General features: G+C 68.6%; 24 protein-coding genes. 11 read left to right on the forward strand and 13 right to left on the reverse strand.

The annotated features are described in order from the left end of the window. Positions 1 to 11 precede the first annotated feature (11 nt). Positions 12 to 965 carry an RNA polymerase subunit sigma-70 gene (locus FDA38_RS28620; protein WP_137257231.1) on the forward strand — a complete coding sequence of 318 codons (954 nt, stop codon included), beginning with the start codon at positions 12 to 14 and terminating at the stop codon, positions 963 to 965. On the opposite strand, the gene FDA38_RS28625 is transcribed toward FDA38_RS28620, so the two are convergent. The 3 genes from FDA38_RS28625 to FDA38_RS28635 are packed head-to-tail and all read right to left on the reverse strand — an operon-like array spanning position 931 to position 2,670. Beyond that, positions 931 to 1,290 (reverse strand): antibiotic biosynthesis monooxygenase, encoded by a 360-nt coding sequence (locus FDA38_RS28625; RefSeq protein ID WP_202877878.1) that lies wholly within the window; start codon positions 1,288 to 1,290, stop codon positions 931 to 933. The genes FDA38_RS28620 and FDA38_RS28625 overlap by 35 nt on opposite strands. Positions 1,291 to 1,309: 19 nt before the next feature. Further along, a complete protein-coding gene (locus tag FDA38_RS28630; RefSeq protein ID WP_137257232.1) occupies positions 1,310 to 1,624 on the reverse strand; it encodes a hypothetical protein in 315 nt (104 codons plus the stop codon). Positions 1,625 to 1,680: 56 nt separating this feature from the next. Beyond that, on the reverse strand, positions 1,681 to 2,670 hold the full coding sequence (locus FDA38_RS28635) for an aldo/keto reductase (protein WP_137257233.1): 990 nt from the start codon (positions 2,668 to 2,670) through the stop codon (positions 1,681 to 1,683). A gap of 121 nt (positions 2,671 to 2,791) precedes the next feature. Between FDA38_RS28635 and FDA38_RS28640 the strand changes: the two genes are divergently transcribed. From FDA38_RS28640 to FDA38_RS28665, 6 genes are all read left to right on the forward strand, one after another. Continuing rightward, positions 2,792 to 3,676, forward strand: a complete 885-nt coding sequence (locus tag FDA38_RS28640) for a helix-turn-helix domain-containing protein (RefSeq protein WP_137257234.1) — start codon at positions 2,792 to 2,794, stop codon at positions 3,674 to 3,676. A 62-nt stretch (positions 3,677 to 3,738) separates the two neighbouring features. After that, a complete protein-coding gene (locus FDA38_RS28645) occupies positions 3,739 to 5,337 on the forward strand; it encodes a DHA2 family efflux MFS transporter permease subunit (RefSeq protein ID WP_137257235.1) in 1,599 nt (532 codons plus the stop codon). 90 nt (positions 5,338 to 5,427) lie between these two features. Continuing rightward, positions 5,428 to 6,735 (forward strand): epoxide hydrolase family protein, encoded by a 1,308-nt coding sequence (locus FDA38_RS28650; RefSeq protein ID WP_137257236.1) that lies wholly within the window; start codon positions 5,428 to 5,430, stop codon positions 6,733 to 6,735. A gap of 43 nt (positions 6,736 to 6,778) precedes the next feature. After that, a complete protein-coding gene (locus FDA38_RS28655) occupies positions 6,779 to 7,735 on the forward strand; it encodes an ArsR/SmtB family transcription factor (RefSeq protein ID WP_137257237.1) in 957 nt (318 codons plus the stop codon). A 58-nt stretch (positions 7,736 to 7,793) separates the two neighbouring features. Further along, entirely contained in the window at positions 7,794 to 8,951 is a 1,158-nt protein-coding gene (locus FDA38_RS28660; RefSeq protein ID WP_137257238.1) for an ROK family transcriptional regulator, read from the forward strand. A gap of 129 nt (positions 8,952 to 9,080) precedes the next feature. Continuing rightward, positions 9,081 to 10,883 (forward strand): bifunctional metallophosphatase/5'-nucleotidase, encoded by a 1,803-nt coding sequence (locus FDA38_RS28665; RefSeq protein ID WP_233714976.1) that lies wholly within the window; start codon positions 9,081 to 9,083, stop codon positions 10,881 to 10,883. Positions 10,884 to 11,186: 303 nt separating this feature from the next. Here the strand turns inward: FDA38_RS28665 and FDA38_RS28670 are convergent, their stop codons facing one another. Further along, positions 11,187 to 11,414, reverse strand: a complete 228-nt coding sequence (locus FDA38_RS28670) for a hypothetical protein (RefSeq protein WP_137257240.1) — start codon at positions 11,412 to 11,414, stop codon at positions 11,187 to 11,189. A gap of 106 nt (positions 11,415 to 11,520) precedes the next feature. Here FDA38_RS28670 and FDA38_RS28675 point away from each other — a divergent pair, with 106 nt between their 5' ends. Beyond that, positions 11,521 to 12,117: a hypothetical protein gene (locus tag FDA38_RS28675; protein ID WP_137257241.1), complete on the forward strand. Its 597-nt coding sequence runs from the start codon at positions 11,521 to 11,523 to the stop codon at positions 12,115 to 12,117. On the opposite strand, the gene FDA38_RS28680 is transcribed toward FDA38_RS28675, so the two are convergent. The 3 genes from FDA38_RS28680 to FDA38_RS28690 all read right to left on the reverse strand — a co-directional run bounded on the left by FDA38_RS28680 (position 12,074) and on the right by FDA38_RS28690 (position 14,565). Further along, positions 12,074 to 13,579, reverse strand: coding sequence for a GntT/GntP/DsdX family permease (locus FDA38_RS28680; RefSeq protein ID WP_233714977.1), 1,506 nt, complete (start codon positions 13,577 to 13,579; stop codon positions 12,074 to 12,076). The two genes, FDA38_RS28675 and FDA38_RS28680, sit on opposite strands and share 44 nt — an antisense overlap. Positions 13,580 to 13,667: 88 nt before the next feature. After that, entirely contained in the window at positions 13,668 to 14,345 is a 678-nt protein-coding gene (locus FDA38_RS28685) for a GAP family protein (protein WP_137257242.1), read from the reverse strand. A 4-nt stretch (positions 14,346 to 14,349) separates the two neighbouring features. Then, positions 14,350 to 14,565, reverse strand: a complete 216-nt coding sequence (locus FDA38_RS28690) for a hypothetical protein (RefSeq protein WP_130447591.1) — start codon at positions 14,563 to 14,565, stop codon at positions 14,350 to 14,352. Positions 14,566 to 14,674: 109 nt separating this feature from the next. On the opposite strand from FDA38_RS28690, the gene FDA38_RS28695 reads away from it, so the two are divergent. Genes FDA38_RS28695 through FDA38_RS28705 form a run of 3 tightly spaced genes read left to right on the forward strand, consistent with a single transcriptional unit; the run spans position 14,675 to position 18,831 of the window. Beyond that, a complete protein-coding gene (locus FDA38_RS28695; RefSeq protein WP_170989908.1) occupies positions 14,675 to 15,718 on the forward strand; it encodes a lysylphosphatidylglycerol synthase domain-containing protein in 1,044 nt (347 codons plus the stop codon). A 35-nt stretch (positions 15,719 to 15,753) separates the two neighbouring features. Then, positions 15,754 to 17,712, forward strand: coding sequence for a hypothetical protein (locus tag FDA38_RS28700; protein ID WP_137257244.1), 1,959 nt, complete (start codon positions 15,754 to 15,756; stop codon positions 17,710 to 17,712). 3 nt (positions 17,713 to 17,715) lie between these two features. Beyond that, on the forward strand, positions 17,716 to 18,831 hold the full coding sequence (locus FDA38_RS28705) for a S1C family serine protease (RefSeq protein WP_137257245.1): 1,116 nt from the start codon (positions 17,716 to 17,718) through the stop codon (positions 18,829 to 18,831). Here the strand turns inward: FDA38_RS28705 and glsA are convergent. From glsA to FDA38_RS28735, 6 genes are all read right to left on the reverse strand, one after another. Then, positions 18,812 to 19,810: a glutaminase A gene (gene glsA / locus FDA38_RS28710; RefSeq protein ID WP_137257246.1), complete on the reverse strand. Its 999-nt coding sequence runs from the start codon at positions 19,808 to 19,810 to the stop codon at positions 18,812 to 18,814. The two genes, FDA38_RS28705 and glsA, sit on opposite strands and share 20 nt — an antisense overlap. 1 nt (position 19,811) lies before the next feature. Continuing rightward, on the reverse strand, positions 19,812 to 21,602 hold the full coding sequence (locus FDA38_RS28715; protein ID WP_137257247.1) for an SLC13 family permease: 1,791 nt from the start codon (positions 21,600 to 21,602) through the stop codon (positions 19,812 to 19,814). Between the two features lie 9 nt (positions 21,603 to 21,611). After that, positions 21,612 to 23,285, reverse strand: coding sequence for an AbgT family transporter (locus FDA38_RS28720; protein WP_137257248.1), 1,674 nt, complete (start codon positions 23,283 to 23,285; stop codon positions 21,612 to 21,614). Continuing rightward, positions 23,282 to 24,790, reverse strand: coding sequence for a leucyl aminopeptidase family protein (locus FDA38_RS28725; RefSeq protein ID WP_202877879.1), 1,509 nt, complete (start codon positions 24,788 to 24,790; stop codon positions 23,282 to 23,284). The genes FDA38_RS28720 and FDA38_RS28725 overlap by 4 nt, the downstream gene beginning before the upstream one ends. 24 nt (positions 24,791 to 24,814) lie before the next feature. Continuing rightward, positions 24,815 to 25,297 carry a DUF1269 domain-containing protein gene (locus FDA38_RS28730; RefSeq protein ID WP_137257249.1) on the reverse strand — a complete coding sequence of 161 codons (483 nt, stop codon included), beginning with the start codon at positions 25,295 to 25,297 and terminating at the stop codon, positions 24,815 to 24,817. Between the two features lie 85 nt (positions 25,298 to 25,382). After that, positions 25,383 to 26,327, reverse strand: coding sequence for an RDD family protein (locus FDA38_RS28735; protein WP_137257250.1), 945 nt, complete (start codon positions 26,325 to 26,327; stop codon positions 25,383 to 25,385). Position 26,328: the final 1 nt, after the last annotated feature.

The raw sequence follows: 26,328 nt of genomic DNA on the forward strand, positions 1-26,328 counted from the left end.
GAGAATTACGTATGGGCTCGGACGAGCAGTTCGCCGCCGACACCGAGCGGTACCGTCGGGAGCTGCTCGCGCTCTGCTACCGGATGGTCGGCTCCGCCCACGACGCCGAGGACCTCGTGCAGGAGACCTATCTACGCGCCTGGCGCTCGTACGCCGGGTTCGAGGGCCGGGCGTCTATCCGCTCCTGGCTCTACAAGATCGCGACCAACATCTGCCTCACCGCCCTGGACACCCGACGCGGCCGGATGCTGCCGTCAGGTCTGGCGGGCCCGCACGACGGACCCGACCGCCCACCACTCCCCGCCGCACCAGGCGAGGTCTCGTGGCTCGAACCCCTCCCCGACAGCTGGATCAGCTCCGACGACCCGGCCGCGGTCGTCGTCGCGCGTGAGTCCGTCCGGCTCGCACTCATCGCCAGCCTCCAACTGCTGCCGCCACGCCAGCGCGCAGTACTCATCCTCCGCGAGGTCCTCGCCTTCCCGGCGACCGATACCGCAGAGATCCTCGGCACGACCACGGCAGCGGTGAAGAGCGCACTCCAGCGCGCCCGCTCCACGCTCGACGACGTCGAGCCTGACGACCTCCTCGAGCCGACCGACGAACGGGCGCGCGCACTCCTCGACGGCTACATCACCGCCTTCGAGCGGTCCGACGCCAACCTCCTGAAGCAAGTACTCCGAGCAGACGCCACGCTCGAGGCAACCCCGTTCCGCGACTGGCAGGCCGGCAAGACAAGGTGCATCCACCTGCTCACAACGCACGTGTTCGGCAAGCCGGGCGATTGGCGGCTGATCCCCACCACCGCCAACGGCCAGCCCGCCGCAGTCGTCCATCACCACGGTCAGGCCAGTGGCGTCGTAGTACTCACCGCAACCACCACCGGCATCTCCAAGGTCGTCGAGTTCCAGGACTCCACCCTGGTGGCGACCTTCAGCTGTCCTCGGGGCGAACTTCGTAGTGGGTGACGGTCAGTTCGCGGTCGAGGAGGTAGGCGTCGTCCTCGGGGCGAACTTCGTAGTGGGTGACGGTCAGTTCGCGGTCGAGGAGGTAGGCGTCGTCCTCGGGGTAATACTTCGCATGCGTGATGTCGTCGCCGGCGAAGGCACGGATGTGGTCGAGGTCGGTCCACCAGCTGAGCGTGACGATCTCGGTCCGGCCGTCGCCGAGGTCGCGGGTCAGCAGCTGCGCGCCCTGGTTCCCGGGCGTACGGCGGTAGCCGGACATGCCGGTGCGTTCGACGATCTCGGCGTACTCCGCGGCCTTCTCGGTGGGCACCCACCCTCGCCACATCCGCGCGATCATGCCGCCGTCAGGAGCGGTCGTAGTGCGACGGCGGGAACGGGTGCCGGTCGGTGAGCGGATAGATCTCGCCCTCGGACTCCTCCCGGTCCAGCTCGGCCTTGGCCTCTTCGTAGACCTCGGACTGGGTGACGTCGGTCGGGACCGGTTCGTCCGTCGCCGGCGGTACCTCGTCCGGGTCGTACGCGTCGACGCCCGCCTCGACCCGCTCCTCCTCGGTCCGGCGGTCCAGCTCGTCCTGGTCCGGGTGGATCGAGTCGCCGCCACCGTGCTCGCGCCGATCGCGATGCACGTTCTCCGACGTCTCGAAAGGTTCGTCCGACATCGTTCCTCCTCAACCGGGTGCTCAAGGGGCCGTCACGAACCACAGTAGGCCACGACCTACAGATTGGTCTGGGCCTCCAGCTCATCCGGGTACCGGCCGCCCTCGATCTCGATCCGGGCCGACGCCTCGGTCAGCCGGTCGAGCTCGTCGGCGGACAGCGTGACATCCGCGGCCGCAAGGTTCTCCTCCAGCCGGTGCAGCTTCGTCGTACCCGGAATCGGCACGATCCACGGCTTGCGCGCCAACAGCCAGGCGAGCGCGATCTGCGCGGGCGTGACGCCGTTCGCTGTTGCGAAGGACTGCACCAGTTCAACCATTGCAACGTTGTGCTGCAACGCGTCGGCGCCGAACCGCGGGATCCGCGCGCGCAGATCGTTGTCCTTGTCAAAGGTCGTCCCGACCGTGCCGGTCAGGAATCCCTTGCCGAGCGGGCTGTACGGCACGAACCCGATCCCCAGCTCCTCACACGCAGCCAGGACCTCTTCCTCGGGCCGACGCCACCACAGCGAGTACTCGCTCTGCACCGCGGTCACCGGCTGTACGGCGTGCGCCCGCCGGATCGTGCTCGCCGCCGCCTCGGACATCCCGTACCGCTTGACCTTCCCGGCCTCGATCAGCTCCTTCACCGCCCCCGCGAACTCCTCGATCGGGTACGCCGGGTTCACGCGATGCTGGTAGTACAGGTCGATCGCCTCGACCCCGAGCCGCCGCAACGACCCTTCCACCGCGCTGGCGACCTCGTCGGGCCGCAGCATCCGCCCGATGGGCTTCCGCTCCACCGGATCGATCGCGTTGGCGAACTTCGTTGCCACCGTCACCCGATCCAGGTACGGCGCCAACGCCTCTCCCACCAGTTCCTCGTTCGCGTGCGGCCCGTAGATCTCCGCGGTGTCGAAGAACGTGACACCCAGATCCACCGCAGCCTGCAGAAGCTTGACCATCTCGGCCCGATCCGGCCGACCGCCGTACCCACCGGTCATCGTCATACAGCCGAGCCCGATCGCCGACACCACGGGACCGTCGGCCCCAAGAGTGCGTTCCTTCATCCCAGTCCTCCTAGTTGCTCACCGCCCAGACAACCCCTGTCGGGCGACGTGCGGGAGGTCGGGTTGAACGGGGTACTGACAGAACCCCTCTCGCCGGCGCCGGAGTTCGTAAGGTGGAAGCGTGAGCACGGAGAACCGGAAGCAGGTGCGTGACTTCCTCGTCAGCCGACGCGGGAAGGTCACGCCGCAGCAGGCCGGGCTGCAGTACTACGGCGGCAACCGGCGGGTGCCGGGGCTGCGCCGGGAGGAAGTCGCGATGCTGGCCGGGCTCAGCGTCGACTACTACGCCCGGATCGAGAAGGGCAACATCTCCGGCGTCTCCGAGACCGTCCTGCACTCGATCTCCGACGCGCTCCAGCTCGACGAGGCCGAACGCACCTACCTGTTCGACCTTGCTCGTACTGCGAACGCCGGCCACCGCACCCCGCGCCGTGAACCCGCCCGGCGGGTCAGGCCGGCCGTCCAGCGAATCCTCGACGGGATGGCGGCCACGCCCGCGCTCGTCCGCAACGGACGCCTCGACATCCTCGCCGCCAACCCACTCGGCCGCGCCCTCTTCGCACCGGTCTTCGAGAGTCCGACCGCCGCGCCCGGGCAGGCGCCGAACCATGCGCGATTCGGGTTCCTCGACCCGAAGGCGCACGACTTCCACCCGGACTGGAATCTGTCCGCGAACACCAATGTCGCGATCCTGCGCACCGAGGCCGGACGGGACCCGTACAACAAGGATCTGACCGACCTGATCGGCGAGCTCAGCACCCGCAGCGAGGACTTCCGTACCCGCTGGGCCGATCAGAACGTCCGCCTGCATCGCACCGGCACCAAGGCCTTCCGGCACCCGGTCGTCGGCGTGGTCACCGTCGATTTCGAGGCAATGGAACTGTCGGCGGACGCCGGCCTCACGCTCACGGCGTACTCCCCCGAGCCCGCATCCCCGTCGGCCGAAGCGCTGGCTCTGCTCGGCAGTTGGACGATGACAGCGAGTCACGCCGGAGAAAGTGCCTGACTTTTGGGGGGTGGCCGCGCGTAGGCTCTGGGAGTGACGTGCCCGTAGCCAAGGGGGGACCCGTGAGTCAGCCTGATACGCAAGCCGAATACCCCGATCAGATCGATGCCGCGGTTCTGAAGATCGCCGGTGTCGTGGTGCTCGGGGCGATCATGTCGATCCTCGACATCACCGTGGTCAACGTCGCGCTGCCGACGTTCCAGGACGAGTTCGGGACGCCCAGCAACCCGATCGCGTACTCCACGGTCGCCTGGACGGTCACGGCGTACACGCTCGCCCTCGCGACCGTGATCCCGCTGACCGGCTGGGCCGCCAACCGGTTCGGTACCAAGCGGCTGTACATGACCGCGATCTTCCTGTTCACCGCCGGCTCCGCCCTGTGTGCGACCGCCACCGGCATCAACATGCTGATCGGCTTCCGGGTCCTGCAGGGTCTGGGCGGCGGCATGCTGATGCCGCTCGGTATGACGATCATGACCCAGGCCGCCGGCCCGCGCCGGATGGGCCGGCTGATGGCGATCCTCGGCGTGCCGATGCTGCTCGGCCCGATCCTCGGCCCGATCCTGGGCGGCTGGCTGATCCAGGTGGCGAGCTGGCACTGGATCTTCCTGATCAACGTGCCGCTCGGCGTGATCGCGCTGATCTACGCCCGGTTCGTCCTGGCCAAGGACCACGCGGAGCCGTCGGAGTCGTTCGACTTCGTCGGTGTGCTGCTGATGTCGCCCGGGCTGGCGCTGTTCCTGTTCGGTATCTCCTCGCTGCCGGCCGAGGGCGGTGACTTCGGGGCACCCCGGGTCTGGGTGTCGATCCTGATCGGCGTGCTGCTGATGGCCGCCTTCGTCTGGCACTCGTTCCGGCCCGAGCATCCGCTGCTCGACCTCAGGCTGTTCCGCGACCGCAACCTCACTGTCTCGATCGTCACGATGTTCCTGTTCGCGGCCGCCTTCTTCGGCGGCCTGCTGCTGGTCCCGACGTACTTCCAGCAGATCCGCGGCGAGTCCACGCTGCACGCCGGTCTGCTGGTCGCGCCGCAGGGCATCGGTGCGATGGTGACGATGCCGATCGCCGGACGGCTGGTGGACAAGGTCCCGGTCGGCCGGATCGTGCCGTTCGGGATCGGGTTGATCGTGATCGGCATGTTCGGTCTGACGCAGATCACCGAGACCACGCCATACGGCATCCTGATCGCGATGCTGTTCGTGATGGGTCTGGGCATGGGCGGCACGATGATGCCGCTGTTCACCACCGCCCTGCGGACCCTGCGCGGTGCCCAGGTGGCAAGGGGCTCGACACTGCTCAACATCACCCAGCAGATCGCCTCGTCCTGTGGTGTCGCGACGATGTCGGTGATCCTGACCAACCAGCTCAACAACTCGCCGATCATCCCCGGTACGGAGAATGTCCCAGGGCTCGGCGAGGGGCTCCGCGAGACGCAGGCAGCGATCCTGTCCAACACCCGTCCGGAGAGCATCGCCCCGCTGCACCTGGACCCGGCCGTGATCGCGCGCGGTCTGGCCGATGCCGCGTCGTCGTTCGCACACAGCTACTGGGTCGCCTGGGTGCTGGTGGTCATCACGCTGATCCCGGCGCTGATGCTTCCGCGCAAGCGCGAGGTGGTCAACCTGACCGATGAGAAGGCGCCACCGGCAGTCATCGACTAGAACCTGAGACCAGGGATTTCCACTGGGGCGACGCCGGCGGAGGCAGAGCAACCTTTCACGTATAACCGCTACTTCGTGAAAGGGATCAAAATGTCTTCGTCAGCGTCCCCCAGGCCCAGCCGGCGCACGGTGTTGTACGGCGGGCTCGCCGCAGGGCTCGCCGTACCTGCCGTCTCGGCACTGGGCGACCAGGCCGTAGCAGCTCCGGCTGCCCTCTCGGCAGCGTCCGGCTCCACAGCGATCCGGCCGTTCCACTTCACCGCTTCGCGCGACCAGCTCAACGACTTGCGTCGTCGCGTCGCCGCGACCCGCTGGCCCTCGGCGGAGCTCGTCGCGGACCGCTCGCAGGGTGTCCAACTGGCGACCAGCCAGGCGCTGGCGAAGTACTGGAACACCCGGTACGACTGGCGCAAGTTCGAGGCCAAGCTCAACAAGCTGCCGCAGTACACCACCGAGATCGACGGCGTGGACATCCACTTCATCCACGTCCGCTCCCGGCACGCCGACGCGCTGCCGCTGATCATGACCCACGGCTGGCCCGGCTCGATCGTCGAGTTGCTCGAGACGATCGGCCCGCTCACCGACCCGACCGCTCACGGCGGTAGCGCCGCGGACGCGTTCCACCTGGTCCTGCCGTCGGTCCCCGGGTTCGGCTTCTCCGCTCAGCCGACCGAGACCGGCTGGAACACGGCCCGGACGGCGCGGGCGTGGGACGAGCTCATGCGCCGCCTCGGCTACCCGAAGTACGTCGCCCAGGGCGGCGACGTCGGGGCCGCGGTCACCGACAACCTGGGCCGTCTCGCGCCCGCGGGTCTGCTCGGCATCCATATGAACCTGCTCGTTCCGGCCCTCGGCGGCGCCCAGTTCCCGGCGACCACTCCGGAGGAGATCGCGGCGTCGGCGGCAGTCGGCGAGTTCGGCCGGACCGGCAACGGCTACATCGTCGAGCAGTCCAACCGCCCGCAGACGATCGGCTACGCACTGCTCGACTCGCCCGTCGCGCTGGCCTCCTGGATGCTCGACCACGACACCGACAGCTACTACAAGATCTCCAAGGCGTTCCGGGGCGGACTGGCCGCCGGCAACCTGACCCGCGACCACATCCTCGACAACGTCACGCTGTACTGGCTCACGGGCACCGGTGTCTCGGCCGCCCGTGCCTATTGGGAGAGCGGGATGGCCCGTGCGGGCGGCGGGACACCGCCGCCGGTCACCGTGCCGGTCGCGTTCAGCGCCTTCCCGGGCGAGATCTTCCAGGCACCGCGCAGCTGGGTCCAGCTGGCCTACCCGACCCTTGCCTACTACAACAAGCCGGCCCGCGGCGGTCACTTCGCCGCCTGGGAGGAGCCGCAACTGTTCACCGAGGAGGTTCGCGCAGCGTTCCGATCGCTCCGGTAGACACCTTCCGGCGCTACGGTGAAGGCGAGCAGGAGGGGGAGGCATGCTGCGGATCCGGTTCACCAGCGCGGACCTGGCGCGCGTACGGGTGGCGAGCGGACCGCATCCGTTGTGGGAGTCGGTGCTGAGCATCAACGGCCTGCAGTACCACAACCTCCCCGCCCGCTACTGGGCCTGGCGAAGCGCGCTGAGCGAGCATCAGGACATCCTGCGCGCGGCGTACTCCGTCGTACCGGCGTCGGGCAACTTCGCCGACTTCCTGACCCCGACCAGCCCGGCGACGGACGTCGACGAGCAGTTCGATGCGATTCGGCGGGTGCCGCAGGCCGTCGTACGAGATGACCTGGCCCGCACGTATCCCGCCGAAGTGCCGACGCCGCGGTGGGCGGAGCAGGTGTACGACAGCGGTCGCGTCGATCCCGTCGTACAAACCCTGGAGCGGTACCACCACACCGCCGTACGCCCGGTCTGGAGCGCGGTCCAGACCGGGGTCGAGCAGGCCCGGCAACGGCTCACGGCGCTGCTCCTGAGCGCCGGGGTCGAGGGCCTGCTCAGCCGGCTGCACACCTCGATCCGCTGGCGCGATCCCATCCTCGAGGCCGACTACCTCACCGATCAGGCGCTGGATCTCGACGGTCGCGGGCTGCTCATCGTCCCGTCGTACTTCTGCTTCGGTGCCCCGGTGACGTTCATCGACGGCGATCTGCCGCCGACCCTGGTCCTCCCGATCCAGCCGGACGACGCGCCCGTCGATGAGTCGATCGGCGACCTCGACGTACTCGTCCGGCTGCTCGGCCCGACCCGCGCGAAGTTCCTGGCGGGGTTGGAGAGCGCCGCATCGACCAGCGAGCTCGCCCATCGCCTCGGCGTCTCACCGGGCTCGATCAGCCAGCACGCGAAGGTGCTGCGGGAGAGCGGCCTGATCACCACGACCCGCTTCGGGCACTCCGTCAACCACACCCTCACTCCTCTGGGCCGCGCAGTACTGCGAGGGCTCTAGCAACTCGGCCTGATTTGGTGGACTGCTGAGGGGGCAGATGTTCTAGGCTGGCGCGATCATGAGGTCGACGATGCCGGATGCCGGGGACCAGACCCGGTTGCGGCAGCTGAACGAGCGGGCCATCCTTGCGGCCGTGCGCTCCGCCGGTGACGTGCGGGTCGCGCAGATCGTCGAGCAGAGCGGACTGGGACGCACCGCGGTCGAAGAAGTGCTGTCGAGTCTGGTCGGCCGGCGCTGGCTGGTCGAGGAGAGCCCAGCGATCCGGGGCCGCGGCCGGCCGGCTCGGAGCTACCGGTTCCGTGCCGACGCCGGGTACGTCGTGGGGCTCGACATCGGGGCGTACTCCGTTCGTGGGGTGCTCACCGACCTGAACGGGCAGACGCTCGCGAACCAACGGCAGTCCGTCACTCCGGAGACACCGCGCCTCGACCGGCTCGCGGCGGCTGATGAGGTGGTCGCCGCCTGCGCGCGTGAGGCCGGCGCGGAGGTGTGGGCGATCGGCGTCGGCACCACCGGGCTGGTCGACCCGGGCGGCACCGTCGTCCGGGCGAACGCGATCCCGGACTGGGCCGGCACCGACCTCGCGGAGTACTTCGGCCGATCGGCACGACTCGTTGTCGTCGACAACGACAGCCAACTCGCCGCCCTCGCCGAACAACGCCGCGGGGCGACGGACATGGTGTTCCTGCACGCGGGCCGTCGTACCGGGTTGGCGCTGGTGCTCGAGGGCCGGTTGCGGCGGGGTGCGTACGGCGCGGCGGCGGACATGTCGGCGCTGCGAGGTGTCGCGTGGGAGGCGGCGCTCGAGCACCTGCATGCCGCCGTACCGGCCGACGTTCCCGAGATGGACAAGGCGGAGCGTGCCTTCGCCGCCGCGCGGAACGGCGATCGGGCCGCGGTCAACGCCGTACGGAAGTATGCGCGGGCGATGGCGGTCGCCGCCGCAACGGCCATCTCGATCGTTGATCCGCGGCTGCTGGTGCTCGGCGGGGCGTTCTCGCAGTCGGCCGACGTACTGATGGAACCGCTCGCCGCCGAACTGGATCGACTGTGCCCGCGTGTGCCGGAACTGCAGGCTTCTTCGTTGGGCGCACTGTGTGTCGCGCTCGGCGCCTGCTCGCTCGCGCTCGACACCGTCGACGAGCGGCTGCTCGCCCGGTCGCGTGGCCCGCTGCCGACGCTGGCGGCCGGCAGCCTCGACTCCCCCAAGCGCTGACCCGCGTTCGCCGATTGTTCAGTCAGGCGTTGACGCCTGCCCTCGGCGAGGCTATTAATGTCGGAAACAGGCAATAAACCGCCAGTACTGCGCACACACGAGCGCCCTCCCCCAGGAAGTAGGTTCGCAGTGAACAGACGGATCCGCCGCCGGACGTTCCTCACCACCACCGGAGCGGTCGCCACCGCCGCGGCGGTCGGCGACCTCGCGTATGCCACCCCGGACGCACTCGACGACGCCGCCACTGCCGGGTACGTCGACGTACAGCTCCTCAACATCACCGACCTGCACGGCTATCTGCAGCCGACCACGCCCAGCCAGGGCAGCGTGATCACCGGCGCCGGCGGTGTCCAGGTGACCGTCGGCGGCGCCGGGTACATGGCGACGCATCTGAAGCGGCTGCGCGAGGGCCGGCCGAACTCGATCTTCTTCTCGTCCGGCGACAACTTCTCCGGCTGGCCGTTCGAGGTCGACGCGCACGCGAACGAGCCGACCGTCGAGGCGCTCAACGCGCTCGGGCTGCAGTTCAGCACGGTCGGCAACCACGAGCTGGACCAGTCCGTCAGCTTCCTCGTCGACCACATGGAGCACGGCAAGCCGTACCCGGTGAACGGGCGCGACGACAACTTCGTCGACTCCACCGGTCACCGCTTCCGCGGCGCGAACTTCCGCTTCTACACCGCGAACATCGTGCACGCGGACTCCGGCCGGACGATCGTCCCGCCGTACAACATCGAGTGGGTTGACGCGGGCCGTGGGCGCAAGTTGCCGATCGCCTTCATCCACCTCACGGTGATGGACACCCCGACCGGGTCTACGTCGTACCAGCCCGAACTGCGGTCGCTGTCGGACGTGGGTCAGGCCAACAAACTGGCCGCGCAGCTCAAGAAGCGCGGTATCAACGCGATCGTCATCAACATCCACGATGGTGGCGTCGCGGGCAACGACTACAACGCCGGCACGAACCCGTCCGGCCCGATCTTCCAGCTCGCCGCGCAGGCCTCGCCGGACATCGCCGCGATCGTCACCGGCCACTGGCACTGCCGGTTCAACATGATGGTGCCGGACCCGAACGGCGTACCGCGTCCGGTCGTCGAGGCCGGCAACCACGGGTCGCTGATCAACGAGATCAACCTGAAGCTCGACCCGCGGACCGGCCACGTCATCCGTGAGCTCACCACGTCGACCAACCACGCCAACACGCGCGACGTACCGGTCGACGAGGAGCTGCAGTACATCGCCGACTACTGGACCGCGAAGGGCGCGAAGCGGTTCGCCACCCCGCTGGCCAAGGTCACCGGCGACTTCACGCGTACGCCGAACGCGTCGGGCGAATCGACGATGGGCAACCTGGCCGCGGACTTCGCGTACTGGGACGCGAACCAGCACCGCGGCGGACGCGCCGACCTCGCGCTGATCTCGGTCAAGCCGGTGTCGGGGTCGAACGCACTCACCGGCGATCTTTTGTTTGCCAAGGGCACCAATCCGGCCGATGCCGACGGCACCGTTCTGTTCGGCGAGGCGTGGAACGCATTCGGCTACGGCAATCCGGTGCTGACCGTGACGCTGCCCGGCACACAGCTCCACGCCGCCTTCGAGGCGCAGTGGGTGGCGCAGGCCAACGGGACCGAGAAGTTCGCGCCATTCGCGGTGTCGCACAACGTGAGCTACACCTACGACACGACGAAGCCGATCGGTCAGCGCGTCGATCCCGGTGCCGTCCGCATCGATGGCAAGCCCCTCGACCTGACCCGCAACTACCGCGTCGCCGCCCTCGCCTACACCCTGATCGGCGGCGACGGCACCCAGGTCTTCACCGGCTTCACCGACCCCCACCGCAACGACCGCGACCACGAGGGCTTCATCGCCTACCTGCGCGCCCACCCGACGCTGACCCCGTCCACCCTCGACCGCGCCCGTCCGGTGAGCTGATTGCGGAGTGGTCTTGTCCGGTTAGCGGTCAAGTCTGGGTAAATCGGGGACAAATCGGTACTTGTCGGTCCGTACGGTCCTAGGGTGGAAGTGTTCGCCTGGCGGTATACCCCACAAAACCGGGCTGACAGGCCGATTGTGCAGACCGCGCGGCCCTCATCCCCGAGACGTGCAGGTGCCCCCGTCGGTCCGAGTCCACGCCCGAGCCGCCAGGCGAGCCTTGATCCGCGGCGTGCCTTCGAAACGTTTGCGGGCGGCGACCAATCCAGTGGATTCGTCGCCGCCCGAGCGCCGAAGGCGCGGCTAGAGCGAGTGGAGCTTGTGGAAGGGTGCGGGGACTCGCAGGAGGCGGCCTTTGCCGAGGTCGACCACTACTGCTTCGGTTCCCTCGACAATGGTGATCCGGCCGATGCCCTCCTTGTCGTGGGACACCCGGTCGCCAACCTCGAACGTCTCTATCGGGGCGGGCACCCGGCGCTGGAACGGACTCGTGGACAGGTGACGACGCGTCGTCGCGCGTGAGGACTCCATAGCACCTCCAGTATGTGCCCAACCCGGCCGCTTCCGTGCACCGAGGGCCGAATCTTTACGGCAGCATGGACCTGGCCAGCCCGCCACGTGAGACGGAGACCTGTCGATGGAGCCAGCCGGAGAGCGCAGTCCCGCGTTGCAGGGGGTCGCGTTCGGTGTGTCGATCCTGAGTTTCTTCGCCCTCGGCTGGCTGGGCTGGGGAACCGGAGGCCATCTGCCGACAGGTGCGCAGATCGCGCTCATGGTCGTGGCCGCCCTGGTCTCCGTCGGGCTCGCCGCGTTCGCCTGGCGGCGATGGCGGACGACCAGGCTGCCCGCGGTACCTGACATCGAGCGCCGCCTGTCCGGCCGGGCCTTCGGCGTGATCATCGGGGTCGAGTGGATCGGCCTCGGGATCGTCTCCGGCATCCTCGGCGGCACCGGCCACACCGACGCCATCGCCCCGGTCATCTGCGCCGGCGTCGGACTGCACTTCATCCCGCTCGCCCAGCTCTTCGGCGTCCGGGCGTACTACGTCACCGCAGCCGTCATGTGTCTCCTCGCCGTACTCACGTTCATCCTGGCGCCGTCGACGCCCGCACTCTGGACGGTCCTCCCCGGCGTCGGTGCCGCGATCACCCTCTACGCCACTTGCATCGCTCTCCTCGCCTGGAATCCGACTAGAGGAACGTTGACAGCAGCAACGTCATCGCCAGCCCGATGACCGAGATCAGGGTCTCCATCACCGACCAGGTTTTGATGGTCTCGCCAACGGTCATGCCGAAGTACTCCTTGACCAGCCAGAAGCCGGCGTCGTTAACGTGCGAGAAGAACAGCGAGCCGGCGCCGATGGCGAGCACGATGAGGGCGATGTGGGTGGAGTTCTCGCCGACGGCCAGCGGTGCGACGATGCCGGCGGCCGTCACGGTGGCGACCGTGGCCGAACCGGTCGCGAGCCGGATCAGTACTGCGACGATCCAGCCGAGCAAGAGTGCGGACAGGTTCGCGGCGATCGCGATCTTCGCGATCGCGGTACCCGTCCCGCCGTCGACCAGGACCTGCTTGAACCCGCCGCCCGCGCCGACGATCAGCATCACCCCGGAGATCGGCATCAGGCTCGACCCGATCTTCTTGCTCAGTTCGGGGATGCCGAAGCCGATCGCCGTACCGAACGTGTACATCGCGAGCAGTACGGCGAACAGCAGCGCGAACACCGGGTCACCGATGAACTGCAGCACCGGATAGAGCGCGTTGTCCTTGCTCATCCACACGTCCGACGCCGCCTTGAGCAGCATCAGTACGACGGGGCTCAGCACCGTCACGATCGTCCAGGTGAAGCTCGGCGTCCTCGTCCGCTGAGTCTGCTGAGTCTGCTGAGTCTGCTGAGTCTGCTCCGTCTGCTGCGTCTGCTCGGTCGCGACCTCGACCCCGCCGTGACCTGCCGGGGACCCGCCCGACTCACCGTCCCGCGCCCCGCCCGAAACCTCCAGCGCGGCACCGGCCGCCCCGATCGGCACCCAACGAGCAGCCACCTGGCCGAACAGCGGCCCGGCGATGACCACCGCCGGGATGGCCACCAGCAGACCCAGCGCCAGCGTGATGCCCACGTTCCCGTGCAGTACGCCGATCGCCGCCAACGGACCCGGGTGCGGCGGAATGAACCCGTGCAGCACCGACAGGCCGGCGAGCGCCGGGATGGCAAGCAACATCGCCCGCGAACCGGTCCGCCGGATCGCCAGCACGACCACGGGGACCAGCAGCACCAGACCGATCTCGAAGAACATCGGGATGCCGATGATCGCGGCGATCAGCGCCATCTTCCACGGGAGCACAGAACGTTTGCCGCGGAGCAGGGTGTCGACGACCTGATCGGCGCCACCGGAGTCCGCCAGCAACTTCCCCACCATGGCGCCGAGCGCTATCAGCACACCGACGTACCCGAGGACGCTGCCGACGCCGTTCTCGTACGACTTCGTGACATCGCCGGCTCCGATACCGGAGGCCAGCCCGACGAACAGGGCGCCGATGGTGAGCGCGAGGAACGCATGCAACTTCAGCCCGACGATCAGCGCGACGATGATCCCGATCCCGATCACGGCGACGATCAGCACCCGCGTGTCGTGCCCGTTCCAGGGGGCGTGAACGTCGGCGTCAGCCGCCAGAGGTATCGCTTCGATGAGACCCACAGCTTCACGCTCCTCGAGACCGCGTTGCCCCCTCCCCGCAGTCTCCCACCGGGCCTGCGCCGAAACCTCCCAACGGCGCGCCGCTCACTCACCGGAACAGATCGAGGCCCTTGCCGATCAGAACGGTCGACAGCACGGCCAGCAGTACGACGGTGATCGTGTTCAGATTGGCCAGCAACCACGCCTCGACCGACCGCAGGCTCCGCACCGACCGGTCCGGTCCGACGAGTACGACGGCCAGCAGCGGACCGAGCACCGTCAACGACGCCGCGACGACGAAGATCGCCACCGAGGCGATGAGCTCGACCGACGACAGACCGGCGCCGCCCAGCAAGCTGCCGGCGCTCAGCACGAGTGGAAGGTTCTTCACGTTCGCCAGCGCCGCCGCGGCCCCGGCGAGCACGAGCCCGGGCGCGGACAGCGTCGCCATCCGGTCGACGATCGCCGGCCGCGGCGGCTTCGTCCCGGGCTCCGGCCGCTTCCGCCAGTACCGAACGGCAAGGACACCGAACAGTACGCCGATCGCCAGCTGCACCACGTCGATCCCGTCACGCGCGGACTCCTCGTGCCCTTCCGCGACCGTGTCCGTGAGCCAGGCGATGAGCCCGACAGCGATCGCCAACGCAGTGACCCAGCCGACCGCGAAGGACAGCCCGGCGCGAACCGGCCGGTCGGACAGCAGCACCAGCACGATGCAGATCATCGGCACGGGGCTCAGCGCGATCGCCATCGCCTGCGGCAGGACCGCGCCGACAACAGGCCACACGTTCTCAGTGCCCGTTCGCCGGTGGCGGGACCTGCAAGACCTCGACGATGCTGATGCCGAGCATGTCCAGATGGTTCAGGATGCCGGCGAGCGCCGCCTGGTCGTCGAGATACCCGTGGAGAACGGTCTGCGGGGGCTCGGTATCAGCGGTCATCGACGGGAACGCGTCGGTCAGGTCGCGCGACAAGGTCCCCTTCACCCGGATGACGTAGTGGCCCATAGGACGCCCCTTTCACGGCCGTCCCTTCGACTCTGCTGCCGCGGTGGCGAACCCGGCTCCCCCGGATCGGGGGATGGTGGTTGTTCGTGCGGTCAGCAGGCTGAGAGTTGTGGCCGAGTCCTCTCCACCGGCGATGCCGACCCCTCGAGCCGCGCGGCGGAAGATTCCGAAGCCGGTGGTGCAGCTCGCCCGGCTCGTGCTCATTGCCGTGGTGGCCTGGCTCCTGCTGCGCCTGCTCCGCGGTGTCGACTGGGCCGAGGTCGGCCACGCCCTCACCCATCTGAGTGCGTGGCAGATCGCGGTCCTGCTGGTCGTGGTCCTGATCCGCCGGGCGATCCTGGCCGCTCCGCTCGCGCTCCTGATCGCCGGCCTCAGCTACCTGAAGGCGATGATCAGTGATGTCGCCGCGGCCTCCGTCGCCACGATCGCGCCCTCTCCCGGCGACGTCGTACTGCGACTCGCGATGCTGCGGTCATGGCGGATCGACAACACCGACGCCGCCTCGGGCCTGACGCTCAGTACGACGATCTTCTACATCGCCCGCCTCGCCGCGCCGGCGATGGGCTTCGTGATCTTCTGGGCGGCGCGTGGTTTCTACGCTCCGTTCGCCTGGGCGGGCCTGATTTTCGGCGCGGCGGCCGCCGTACTGCTGGTCGGCCTGCTCTATGCGCTGCGCGCGGAGCGCTCGGCGGCGACGATCGGGCGGCTGCTCGGACGACTGATCCAGCGGGTGCGGCCCGCCAGCGCGGGTCCGGTGGTGTGGGAGGAGCGACTCGTCTCGTTCCAGTCGCACAGCGCGGGACGGATGCAGGAGCGCGGGTGGCTCGCGATTCTCAGTCAGCTGCTGCTGGTCGGGGTCGAGGCGGGTGTTCTCGTTCTGTGCCTGGGGTTCGTGGGGGTGAAGCTGGACAGCTCGACCGTGCCGGTCATGTTCTGCAGCTTCATGGTCGTCTATCCGCTGACCGGTCTGCCGTTGATGGGAGCCGGGATCATGGACGCGACGTATGCGGCCTTCGTGTCCAACCACAGTGCCATCGAGGCGACCGACCTCGTGGCGGGACTGCTCGTCTGGCGGGTCGCCGTACAGCTCCTGCCGGTTGTCGTCGGGCTGCTGACGATCGTTGTGTGGCGGCGGTTCACCTGGAACGGGTGACCCGGCCGGGAACCGCGGATGCACACCCTGGTCGCATGACGGTGCGCTGGACCCGACCGCTGGTGCTCGCCCTTGCCACCGTGCTGTTCGCCGGGCTGTTCATCGGCGCCTCCCAGCCGGCCGCCGCGGTCTCGCCCGAGGACACTGCCGCACAGACACTCGCCGAGCGCTACTCCCCCGTCGTCCGGTTGCAGAAGCTCGGTACGCGCTGCGACGACGGCGAGCAGTTCCAGCCCACCGACGTCAACGCCGTACTGGGTGATCAGCAGGTCGCGCTGCGCGGTCCGTGGCGGCCGCCCGATCTCGTCAAGACCCAGCCTGAGGCCACGGACCTCGGCCGCGGGTACCCGGGCCATTTCCTCGACTTCCCCGGCGACCCGTTGCGGCCTGGCTGCGACTACGCCGAGTGGTCCGCGCAGATCAACAGCACGCATCCGGCGACCGTCTACGCTCACGTGACCGGCGACCCGGCGTACCCCGGGAAGCTGTCGCTGGAGTATTGGTTCTTCTACATCTTCAACGACTACAACAACACCCACGAAGGCGACTGGGAGTCCGTTCAGCTCGTCTTCGACGCGGCGACGCCGGAGGCCGCGCTGGCCACCAAGCCGACGGCGGTCGGGTTCAGCCAGCACGGTGGAGCCGAGCGGGCGCGGTGGGGCGACGCGAAGCTCGAGATCGTCGACGGTACGCATCCGGTCGTCTATCCGGCGGCCGGGTCGCATGCCAACAAGTACGGCCAGCGGTTGTACCTCGGTCGCGGCTCGGAGGGTCTCGGCTGCGACGACACGACCAGGCCGGCGACCGAGCTCCGGCCCAACGTCGACTACGTGCCGATGGCGCGTGCGGACTACCTGAAGGAGTATCCCTGGCTGGCGTTCGAGGGCCGCTGGGGCGAGCGGCAGCGGTCGTTCTTCGACGGGCCGACCGGGCCCAACCAGAAGGCCTCCTGGGTGGCGCCGATCCAGGATGCCGAGGCGACCTGGCGCGACGACAGCACCGTCGTACCCGCCGGCAAGGTGCTCGGACCGAGCGGCACCGGCGTCTTCTGTACGGCGGTCGGCACCGCATCGAACCTGCTCCGCGAGACCCTCGACCGGATCTGGTTACTCGCCCTGATCCTGGCCGCGCTGGTCGCACTGATCTGGTTCGCCGCCAGCCGGACCCGCTGGACCGATGCCGAGCCGTTGCCGGCTCGCAGGCGGCGCGCTTGGGGGCAGACGGTGGTGTCCGCGCTCCAACTGCTCCGACAACGACCTGGCCTGTTCGGCGCGTTCGCCGCGACGTTCGTCGTACTGGGTCTGGCCACCCTTCTGCTTGCGGATCTTCAGGCGGCGCGGCGCGATTCGCCCACCGATCTGGGCGCGCCGACCGAGACCGCGACCGGCTTCTGGGCGTCCCTGGTCGCGCTCGCGATCACGATCCTCACCGCCGCGACGTACGTCGCACTCCTGGCCGCCGTCACCTCGACCCTCGACCGCCTGGACCGGGGCGAACCGGCAACCGCTGCCCTCACCTGGCGTGACGTGAGAGCCCGCGCCCGACCACTGACCGCTGTGGCAGTGCGGTACTTCGTCGTCATCGCCGTACTGACGATCATCGTCGCGACGATCCCGCTGGCCATCTACTACGCGGTCAGCCGGGCCTTCGCAATACCGGCCGTGATGGCCGAACAGGCCTCCGCGAGTACGGCGCTGAAACGCAGCCGGCAGCTGGTGAAGGGTCGCTGGTGGCGAACCGCCGGGCCGCTCGCGATCATCGTCGGGCTCGGCCTCTCGGTCGGACCGATCGCCGGGATCATCCTCCTGCTCGCGACGGACTGGCAGCCCACGCTGATCAACGTGGTGTCGTCGCTGCTGTTCGCGCTGGCCATGCCGCTCGTGGCGGCGGCCGTCGTCTACCTGTACTTCGACCGGTCCGTCACCCACCGGGAGTCGCCCGGATCAGGTGACCTCCCGGATCCCGACCGTACCTATTCTCGGCAAGGGAGGTAGGCAATGTCCCAGGCTGACGGCGGATCGCAACAGCCCGCGGAGAGGCGCGGCCCGAACCGGCTGCTGATCACCGCCATCGTGGAAGGCGTGATCGTCGCCGCGCTCGTCGCGACGCTGATCATCGTCAGCATCCGCCGCAGCGGCGACACGGCGAACGCGTCACCCGCGAGCGGCCAGGCCAGTACGGCGATGTGCGCGGCGATCCCGGTCGCGAACCAGGTCCTGCCCTCGGTCGTGACGATCTCGGCGAGCGGCAGCGGTGCGGCCGGCACGGGATCGGGACAGGTGTTCCGGGAGGGCGGCTACATCCTCACCAACGACCACGTCATCTCGTCGGCGGTCGGAGGCGGGTCCGTCACCGTGCAGTACAGCGACGGTCACAGCTCCGCGGCGACGATCGTCGGACGCGATCCGAGCACCGATCTCGCCGTACTGAAGGCAGCGGACGAGGCGAAGGGCTATCCGGTGATCGGCCTCGGCTCGTCGGCAAATCTCCAGGTCGGCCAGCCGGTCGTCGCGCTCGGCGCTCCACTCGGTCTGGCGAGCACGGTGACGTCGGGCATCGTCAGCGCACTCGACCGGTACGTGCCGGTGCCGGGCGACACGGTGACGCACCACCTGATCGGCGCGATCCAGACCGACGCGGCCATCAACCCCGGCAACAGCGGAGGTGCGCTGGTCGACTGCTCCGGCAAGCTCGTCGGAGTGAACGCTGCGATCGCCACGGTGCCGAACGCTTCGGGCGTCAGCGGTGGCGGAAGTGTCGGTCTCGGCTTCGCGATCCCGATCGATCTCGCGAATCCGATCGCGGACCAGCTGATCAAGACCGGCAAGCCGGGGCACCCGACGACCGGGTTGCAGGTCCAGGAGATCCCGCCGGCGCTTGCGCAGGCGTCGGGTTCGCCGAGCGGTCTGTTCGTTCTCGCCGCGACCGGGCCGGGTGCGGAGGCCGGGCTGAAGGCCGGCGACGTGATCACGAAGGTCGACGGTCAGCAGGCCGTCAGCAGTGAGCAGATCGTGGTCGCCACGCTGACCCGCAAGGTCGGCGACAAGATCGAGCTGACCTACGTACGAGCAGGTACCTCGGCCAACGCGACTCTCACGCTCGCCGCGCCGTAAAAGGCTCAACGGGCTGCGAGGCCAGCAGATCGAGGCCGAGCTGCCGAGCCAGGAACTGCGCGGCAAGCTGACCCTGCACGCTGTTCCCGGCCTGATCCAGTCGCGGCCCGAATGTGCCCAAGGCGCCCTTGCCGGGCGAGACCGTCACGATGCCGCCACCGATCCCGCTCTTCCCCGGTACGCCGACATCGAGCAGCCAGTCACCCGAGGTCTCGTACAGACCTGCGATCGCCATCACCACCAGCGTCACCCGGGCGACATCGGCATCGACGACCCGCTCCTGCGTCAGCGGACAAACCCCGCCGTCCGCCAGCGTCGCCCCCATCACCGCCAGGTCCGTCGCCGCAACGCTCAAGCAGCTCTGCCGCGTATAAAGCTCCGTCGCCTCGGCAGCGTCGCCGGCCAGGCCGCCGACACTCTGCAGGAGAGCCGCCAGCGCACGGTTGCGATGGTTCGTCGCCAGCGCCGACTCCAGCACCTCGTGATCCAGCTCGAGCGCACGACCCGCGAACCGGGACAGACCGTCGACGATGAACTGCCAGCGATGCTCCAGCGAGCTACCCGGCGTCAGACTGGTCGTCGCGATCGCGCCCGGATTCACCATCGGGTTGGTCCGCCCCGCGGTCGACTGTTCGACCGCCTGCACGGAGTTGAACGGCAGACCGGTCGCGTTGACGCCGACCAGCTCGCGGATCGCATCGACGCCGACCGCCTGGCACATCAGCGCGAACACGAACGGCTTCGCGACGCTCATGATCGTGAACGGTCGCCGCGCGTCACCCGCCTCGAACAGCCGCCCGTTCGTCGCAACCACGCACAGCCCGAACGTATCCGGATCGACCCGGGCCAGCGCCGGGTACACGTCCGACACCGTCCCGTCGGTGACATCGCGGTACAGCTCGTACGTCACCCGCACCAGATCGTCGACGGTCGACGCATCGGGCAGTCCGCCCGTCGAGACGTACCTGCCGACGGCCACCTCAGAACGACCAGACGAGCGGAACGATAATGATTGCCGTCAGCAACCACCACGCCATCACGACCAGGCCGAGCTTCCAGTAGTCCCCGAACCGGTAGCCCGCCGGACTCATGATCATCATGTTCGCGGGCGTGGAGATCGGGGTCAGCAGCGAGGCCGCACCGGCGACCGCGATCAGCATCAGCACCGGCTTGACGTTGGTCCCGGTGCCCTCGGCCGCCGCGACCGCGATCGGCGCCACGATCAGCACTGTCGCCGTATTGCTGACCATCTGACCCAGCGCGGCCGTGACCACGAAGAGCGCCAGCAGCAGCAAGTACGGACGGCCCGACCCGACCGCGTCGACGATCAGGTCGGCGATCCGGTCCGCGCCGCCACTGGACTGGATCGCGCCGGACAACGGGATCAGCGCACCGATCAGAACGACGATCTGCCAGGAGATCGCTCGATAGGCCTGCGCCGGACCGACCACCCGGGTCAGCACCATCGCCGTTGCCGCCAGCAGACCAGCCATCGCCGGCGGTACTGCGCCGGTCGCCAGCAGCACGACCATCGCTGCGAGGATCGCAACCGCGATCGATGCCTTCGGTCCCCACGGCACCGCCTGCCGCCGGACCAGCTCGGGCGAGTCGACGAGCAGGATGTCCCGGTCCCGGCTGAGCTCGTCGAGGGTCTCCCACGGCCCGTGCACGAGGAGCGCGTCGCCCTCGGCCAGCTGCGTGTGCCGATTGCCCCGGTCCTTGCCCATCCGCTGGACGGCGATGATCACCAGGTCGTGCCCGCGGTGCATCCCGGGGAACACCGTCTCGCCGACGAGTGCCGACCGCGGCGGGATCACCGCCTCGACCACGCCCGAATCCCGGGTCAGGAGATCTTCGACCGGTGTCATGCTGACCGCGAGCAGGTTGTCGACAACCAGACTGCTGATCTTGTCCGACGGCCCTGTCACCACCAGCACGTCCCCGGCGTCGATCGCCGCGTCCGTCCGGTTGTGGCCCTGCCCGTCCTGTACGCCGACGATCGCCACCCCGGGGTACGCCGTGAGGTCGAGCTCGCGCACGCTCTGCCCGAGGAACGGCGACAGATCCCGTACCTGCAGCCGGTAGAAGCCGTCCTGCAGCGCGTAGTGAACGTCGAGCGTCTCGGCATGTACGGCGAGGTCGGCGGCCGGATGCGCGGGCCGCGTGACCGGCAGCAGTTTGGGGCCGAGCAGCACCGAGATCGCGATCGTGCCGATCACCAACGGCACGCCGACGACCGCGAAGGCGAAGAACGGGAACGGCCCCGCTCCGGCGTCGCTCGCGGCCTCCGACACGATGATGTTCACCGGTGTTCCGGTCAGCATCAGCAACGAGCCGGCGCTGCCCGCGAACGTGAGCGGCATCAGCATCTGCGACGGCGGCTGCCCGATCCGGATCGCCAGCATGACCACCAGCGGGAGCAGTGCCGCGACGGCCCCGTTCAGCGTGATCAGGGCGGACAGCACCGCGCACAGTGCGGTCACGGCGATCAACAGGCGGGTCCGCGTGGTTCCGGCGTACCGGACGATGGTCTGGCCGGCCCACGCGGTCACGCCGGTCGAGTCGACCCCTTCGCTCACCACGAACAGCGTGGCGATGAAGATCACCACCGGGTCGCCGAAGCCCGCGAGGACATCGGTGAAGCCCAGCACGCCCGTCGCCCACAAGGCCAGGGCGACGAGCACCGCGACGACATCGACGGGCAGCCGGTTCCAGACGAACAGGACGACGGCCAGCCCGAGGATGATCAGGCTGAGTGTGCCGTCATCCATCGCCGGGGCCTACCCGAGGTGAACCGGAGCGGACGGACCCCAGGGAATCCCGATCAGGTACCAGGCGATGTAGAACAGCGTCCACGCGACCAGCACGATCCCGGTGTACGGCAGCATCATCGACACCACCGTGCCCATCCCGGCCTTCTTCCGGTACCGCTGGCAGACCAGCACGATGAACGGCAGGTACACCATCAGCGGCGTGATCACGTTCGCCGGACCGTCCCCGACGCGGTACGCCGCGATCACGGTCTGCGGCGCGATCCCGAGCCGGTAGAACAACGGGATGAAGATCGGCGCCAGGATCGCCCACTTCGGGATCACACCGGGCATGATCAGGTCGATGATGAAGACCAGCAGGATGAAGCCGATCAGCAGCGGCAACGCCCCGATGTCCGCACGCTCGAGTAGATCGGCCAGCCCGGTCGCGGCCAGCGTCGACATGTTCGTGTAGTTGAAGTAGGCAATGAACTGCGCGATCAGCAGCATCAGGAAGATCAGTCCGCCGAGGCCGTTGAACGTCTTCACGATCGCGTTGATCACGTTCGTACTGCCGGTCAGCGACTTCGCGCCCTTGCCGTAGCCGAGGCCGGCGGCCAGGAACAACATCGAGATGATGAAGAGCAGGCTGCTCATGAACGGCGAGGACCCGAAGATCTCGCCGGTGTCCGGGTTGCGCAGCGGGGCGTTCGGGATGAACGTCAGTGCCGACACGATCGCGACCGCGACGAGCAGGTAGTAGACCGACCAGCGCAGCCCGCGGGACTCCAGCTTCATCTCCTCCTCGCTGGGCTTGTGGTCGACCGGCGCGTCGTCCGGCGCCTCGGACGGGTCGTACTTGCCGAGCCGCGGCTCGAGGAGGCGCTCGGTGATCACCGTCATCACCGCGGCGCAGAACAGCGTCGCGGCGATGCTGAAGTAGAAGTTGTGGGTGACGTTCAGGTGGGTGTCGGGCGAGACCAGTTTGATCGTCTCGTTGGTGACCTCGGTGATGATGCCGTCGGCCGGAGTGATCAGGACGTTCACGAAGAACGCCGCGCTGACCCCGGCGTACGCCGCCGCGATGCCGGCCAGCGGATGTCGCCCGAGGGAGGCGAACGCCGCCGCGCCGAGTGGTATCAGGACCAGATAACCCGCATCTGACGCGACGCTCGAGATACCGCCGAGCAGCACGATGATGAACGTGATCGCCCCCTTGGGCGCGACTTTCACCATCTTCCGGATGAGCGCGGCGATCAGCCCCGCTTCCTCGGCCACGCCGACCCCGATCATCGCGACCAGGATCACCGCGACCACGCCGAAGTCGTTGAAGTTCTGCACGGCCGTGGTGAAGATGAACCGGATACCGTCGCCGGTCAGCAGACTTTCGGCGGTGATGGTCTCGTGCTTGACCGTGTAGTCCGGGATCGCCGGCGCGGGTGGCGCGTCGTTGCCGGCGACACTGGAGCCGCCTTCGTACTCGGGTGCGACCTGGACCGTGGCCGGCTCCGCGACCTCGGTGGTGACGCTCGTCCCGGCCCAGGACAGGATCTGGGACAGCACGATGACGATCACGATCAGCGCGAGGAAGATCAGCGCCGGGTGCGGGACTTTGTTGCCGACCCGCTCGATCCCGTCGAGGACGCGTTGCATACCGCCCTTCTTGACGGGCTGCTCGTCCGGGACGACCGACTTGGCGTTCATGCCGCGCCGCCCGTCGGCCGGGCGAACCTGAGCGCGAACTCGATCAGCAGCTTGGTGCCGAAGCCGGTCGCGCCCTTGTTCCGCCACGTTCGCGGCGCCGGGAGTTGCGCCGTACCGGCGATGTCGACGTGGGCCCAGGGTTTGCCGTCGATGAACTCCTCGAGGAACAGGGCGGCGGTGATCGAGCCGGCGTTGACGCCGCCCATGTTGGTGAGGTCCGCGATCGTCGAGTCGAGCTGGGAACGGTACGACCGGTGCAGCGGCAACTCCCACACGGGCTCGTCCACCGAGTCACCCGCCCGCCGCAGTTGCTCGACCACACCGGAGTTGTTGCCCATCACACCCGCTATCTCGACCCCGAACGTCCGCAGGCACGCGCCGGTCAGTGTCGCGATGTCGACGATCGCGTCGACCGGTTCCTCGGTCGCCAGCGCCAGCGCGTCGGCCATCACCAGCCGACCTTCGGCGTCGGTGTTGAGGACCTCGACCGTGGTGCCGTTGCGCATCGTCAGTACGTCGCCGAGCTTCATCGCCGACCCGGACGGCATGTTGTCGGTACACATCAGGTATCCGGTCACAGCCGCCGTACAACCGAGGTCGCGCAGCGCCGTCATCGATGCGAGTACGGCGGCCGCGCCGGTCATGTCGTTCTTCATCTGGGCGTGCGACTCGTCGCTCGGCTTGAGGCTGATACCGCCCGAGTCGTACATGACGCCCTTGCCGATCAAGGCGATCCGGCCCGTCGGATCGGCGGGCTGGTAGCGCAGCCGGACCATCCGGGGCGGCTCGACGCTGCCCCGGTTGACGCCGAGGATCCCGCCGCAGCCCATCGCGATCAGCTGCTCCTTGTCGAAGATCTCGACCTCCAGGCCCGCGGCGCCACCGACCTCGGCCGCGACCTCGGCCATCCGTACGGCGGACAGCGTCGTCGCCGGGCAGTTCGCCAGGTCCCGGCCGAGACTGCAGGCCGCCGCAACGATCCGGCCGCGTTCGACACCGGCCGCGGCGGTGTCGTCGTCAGAGGCAACGATCAGCAGCGATTCCAGCGTCGGTTGCTCGGCGTCGCGGCCGACGAAGTACCGCCAGCGTGCCAGCAGCACACCTTCGGTCACGGCCTGCGCGAAGTCCGCCACCGAGACGCCGAAGTCTTCGGACGCGACCTCGACCGCGAGCTTCTTGTGCCATGGAACGGCGCGCGCGAACTCCGCGGCCAGATCACGGACCAGCGTGGCGTCGGCCTCGCCGCGGTCGCCGATCCCGACCGCGACGCGGACGGGACCGTCGGCTCGCGGCAGAACCAGCGTTTGACCGCGCTTGCCGGTGAAACCGGCGGACTCCAGCCCGGCCAGGTCGGTCCCCAGCTCTTCCGGGGGTTCGACACCAGCAGCGACCGGTACGGCGAGCGCGTCCGCCTCGTCCGCGGCCTGCTTGAGCGGGACGACAGCGACCCGAACCTGGTACCGGGTCGAAGGAATCGGATCGAAGTCGCGTGGGATCGTGTTCACGAAACCTCCTCGGCCGGACCGGGATCAGCTTTGCAGCGCCTCGACGAGTTCTTCCTCGCGCTCCTTGGTCAGGTTCGTCTGGATGATCGTCGGGCTGAACGGCTTGAGCGCGTCGACGACGCGATCGACGGTGGCCGACCGGGCCAGCAGGAACACGGCGGCGTGGCCGTCCTGCAGCTCCTGGCCGACCTTCTTGATCAGGTCGTCGTTGATACCGACATCGGTGAGCTTGCCTGCGACTGCTCCGGAGGCCGCACCGACGGCGAAGCCGGCCAGCGGGTTCAGGAAGATGAGTCCGATCAGCGTTCCCCACAGCGCGCCGCTCGCGGCGCCGGCCCCGGTCAGGTTGACGGACTGGTGGATGCGGACCTTGCCCTTGGCGTCCTTGTAGGCGTACGCCGCGTCTTCCCGCTGCAGCAGCTGCTGTTTCGCCAGATCGTCGGTCAGCGCGACGACGCGCTCGGCGTCCTCACGACTGTCCAGACCGAGAACCACCAGATGGGTCATGCGAACTCCTCGATGGCAGGCGCGTCCCTGTGCCGCGCTGGACGGCCTCATCCCATCAACCGGGCCCGCCGCCGACCTCCACCGATTAGGGTGAACCCCCCTCGTGCCGGGCCAGGAACGCGGACAACGGGCCGGGCAGCTCGGCCGGTCGGTCGCCCCAGTCGTAGACGATGACGGTGCCCGCGATCAGGTCGTGCAGGGCCCGATGCTCGCGCTGGAACACGACCGGGACGAAGCCCAGTCCGAGCGGTATGACGCTGATCGGGAAGCCGATGACCCAGCGCAGGGCCTGCCCCGGGTGGATCGCGCCGCCGTCGGTGCGGATGACCCGGAGGCCGACGATGCCCTGGCCCGGTGTCCGGCCGGCGACCGCGAGGAACCCGAACGCGTAGCCGAACGCGAACACCGCCAGTGCGATCGTTGCCGGGAGCGCATGTCGTACCTCGACGCCCCAGAACGAGGTGGTCAGCAGGTTGATGCCGGCCAGGCCGATGGTGAACGTCGTCGCAATGATCAGGATATCGAGTGTGGTCGCGATCGCGCGGCTGACGGCACCGGCGTACTCACCGGTGACCGTTCGGGATCTCGGCGCGGGTTCCCGGCGCAGCAGGCGGCTGACGCCACGGTTGAGGATGGCGTCCAGGCCGGCCAGTTGCCGGCGAACCAGGTCGACGAGTGAGCCTGCCAGCCGGGTCTGGCTCTCGACCACGATCTGCGGCACACCGGACCGGCGGACCAGGCTCTCGACGTCGACCCGCTCGAGCAGACGGTCCAGATCGACGCGTTCGAGCAACCGTTCGACATCCACCCGGTCCATCAAGCGCTCGACATCGATCCGGTCGATCAGGGCATCGAGGTCGACGCGGCTCAGCACCCGGTTGATGTCGACGCGGTCGAGCAAGGCGTCGAGGTCGATATGGGACAGCACCACATCCGGTTGAACCGTTTCGATGACCCGGCCGGTGACCTTGCCGGCGAACCGCCCCAGGACCCCGCCGGGACGGGCATTCACCCGCTCCGGGTGATCCACG

It is taken from the genome of Kribbella jiaozuonensis (assembly GCF_005233875.1).
Taxonomy (GTDB): Bacteria; Actinomycetota; Actinomycetes; order Propionibacteriales; family Kribbellaceae; genus Kribbella; species Kribbella jiaozuonensis.

What these genes read in the sequence shown, in the direction of transcription:
- FDA38_RS28675 (WP_137257241.1), top strand. Translation starts at nt 11,521, where the DNA reads ATGGAGCCAGCCGGAGAGCGCAGTCCCGCGTTGCAGGGGGTCGCGTTC.
- FDA38_RS28635 (WP_137257233.1), bottom strand. Translation starts at nt 2,670, where the DNA reads ATGAAGGAACGCACTCTTGGGGCCGACGGTCCCGTGGTGTCGGCGATC.
- FDA38_RS28690 (WP_130447591.1), bottom strand. Translation starts at nt 14,565, where the DNA reads ATGGGCCACTACGTCATCCGGGTGAAGGGGACCTTGTCGCGCGACCTG.
- FDA38_RS28660 (WP_137257238.1), top strand. Translation starts at nt 7,794, where the DNA reads ATGAGGTCGACGATGCCGGATGCCGGGGACCAGACCCGGTTGCGGCAG.
- FDA38_RS28705 (WP_137257245.1), top strand. Translation starts at nt 17,716, where the DNA reads ATGTCCCAGGCTGACGGCGGATCGCAACAGCCCGCGGAGAGGCGCGGC.
- FDA38_RS28650 (WP_137257236.1), top strand. Translation starts at nt 5,428, where the DNA reads ATGTCTTCGTCAGCGTCCCCCAGGCCCAGCCGGCGCACGGTGTTGTAC.
- FDA38_RS28630 (WP_137257232.1), bottom strand. Translation starts at nt 1,624, where the DNA reads ATGTCGGACGAACCTTTCGAGACGTCGGAGAACGTGCATCGCGATCGG.
- FDA38_RS28655 (WP_137257237.1), top strand. Translation starts at nt 6,779, where the DNA reads ATGCTGCGGATCCGGTTCACCAGCGCGGACCTGGCGCGCGTACGGGTG.
- FDA38_RS28620 (WP_137257231.1), top strand. Translation starts at nt 12, where the DNA reads ATGGGCTCGGACGAGCAGTTCGCCGCCGACACCGAGCGGTACCGTCGG.
- FDA38_RS28625 (WP_202877878.1), bottom strand. Translation starts at nt 1,290, where the DNA reads ATGTGGCGAGGGTGGGTGCCCACCGAGAAGGCCGCGGAGTACGCCGAG.
- FDA38_RS28700 (WP_137257244.1), top strand. Translation starts at nt 15,754, where the DNA reads ATGACGGTGCGCTGGACCCGACCGCTGGTGCTCGCCCTTGCCACCGTG.
- FDA38_RS28720 (WP_137257248.1), bottom strand. Translation starts at nt 23,285, where the DNA reads ATGAACGCCAAGTCGGTCGTCCCGGACGAGCAGCCCGTCAAGAAGGGC.
- FDA38_RS28715 (WP_137257247.1), bottom strand. Translation starts at nt 21,602, where the DNA reads ATGGATGACGGCACACTCAGCCTGATCATCCTCGGGCTGGCCGTCGTC.
- FDA38_RS28730 (WP_137257249.1), bottom strand. Translation starts at nt 25,297, where the DNA reads ATGACCCATCTGGTGGTTCTCGGTCTGGACAGTCGTGAGGACGCCGAG.
- FDA38_RS28670 (WP_137257240.1), bottom strand. Translation starts at nt 11,414, where the DNA reads ATGGAGTCCTCACGCGCGACGACGCGTCGTCACCTGTCCACGAGTCCG.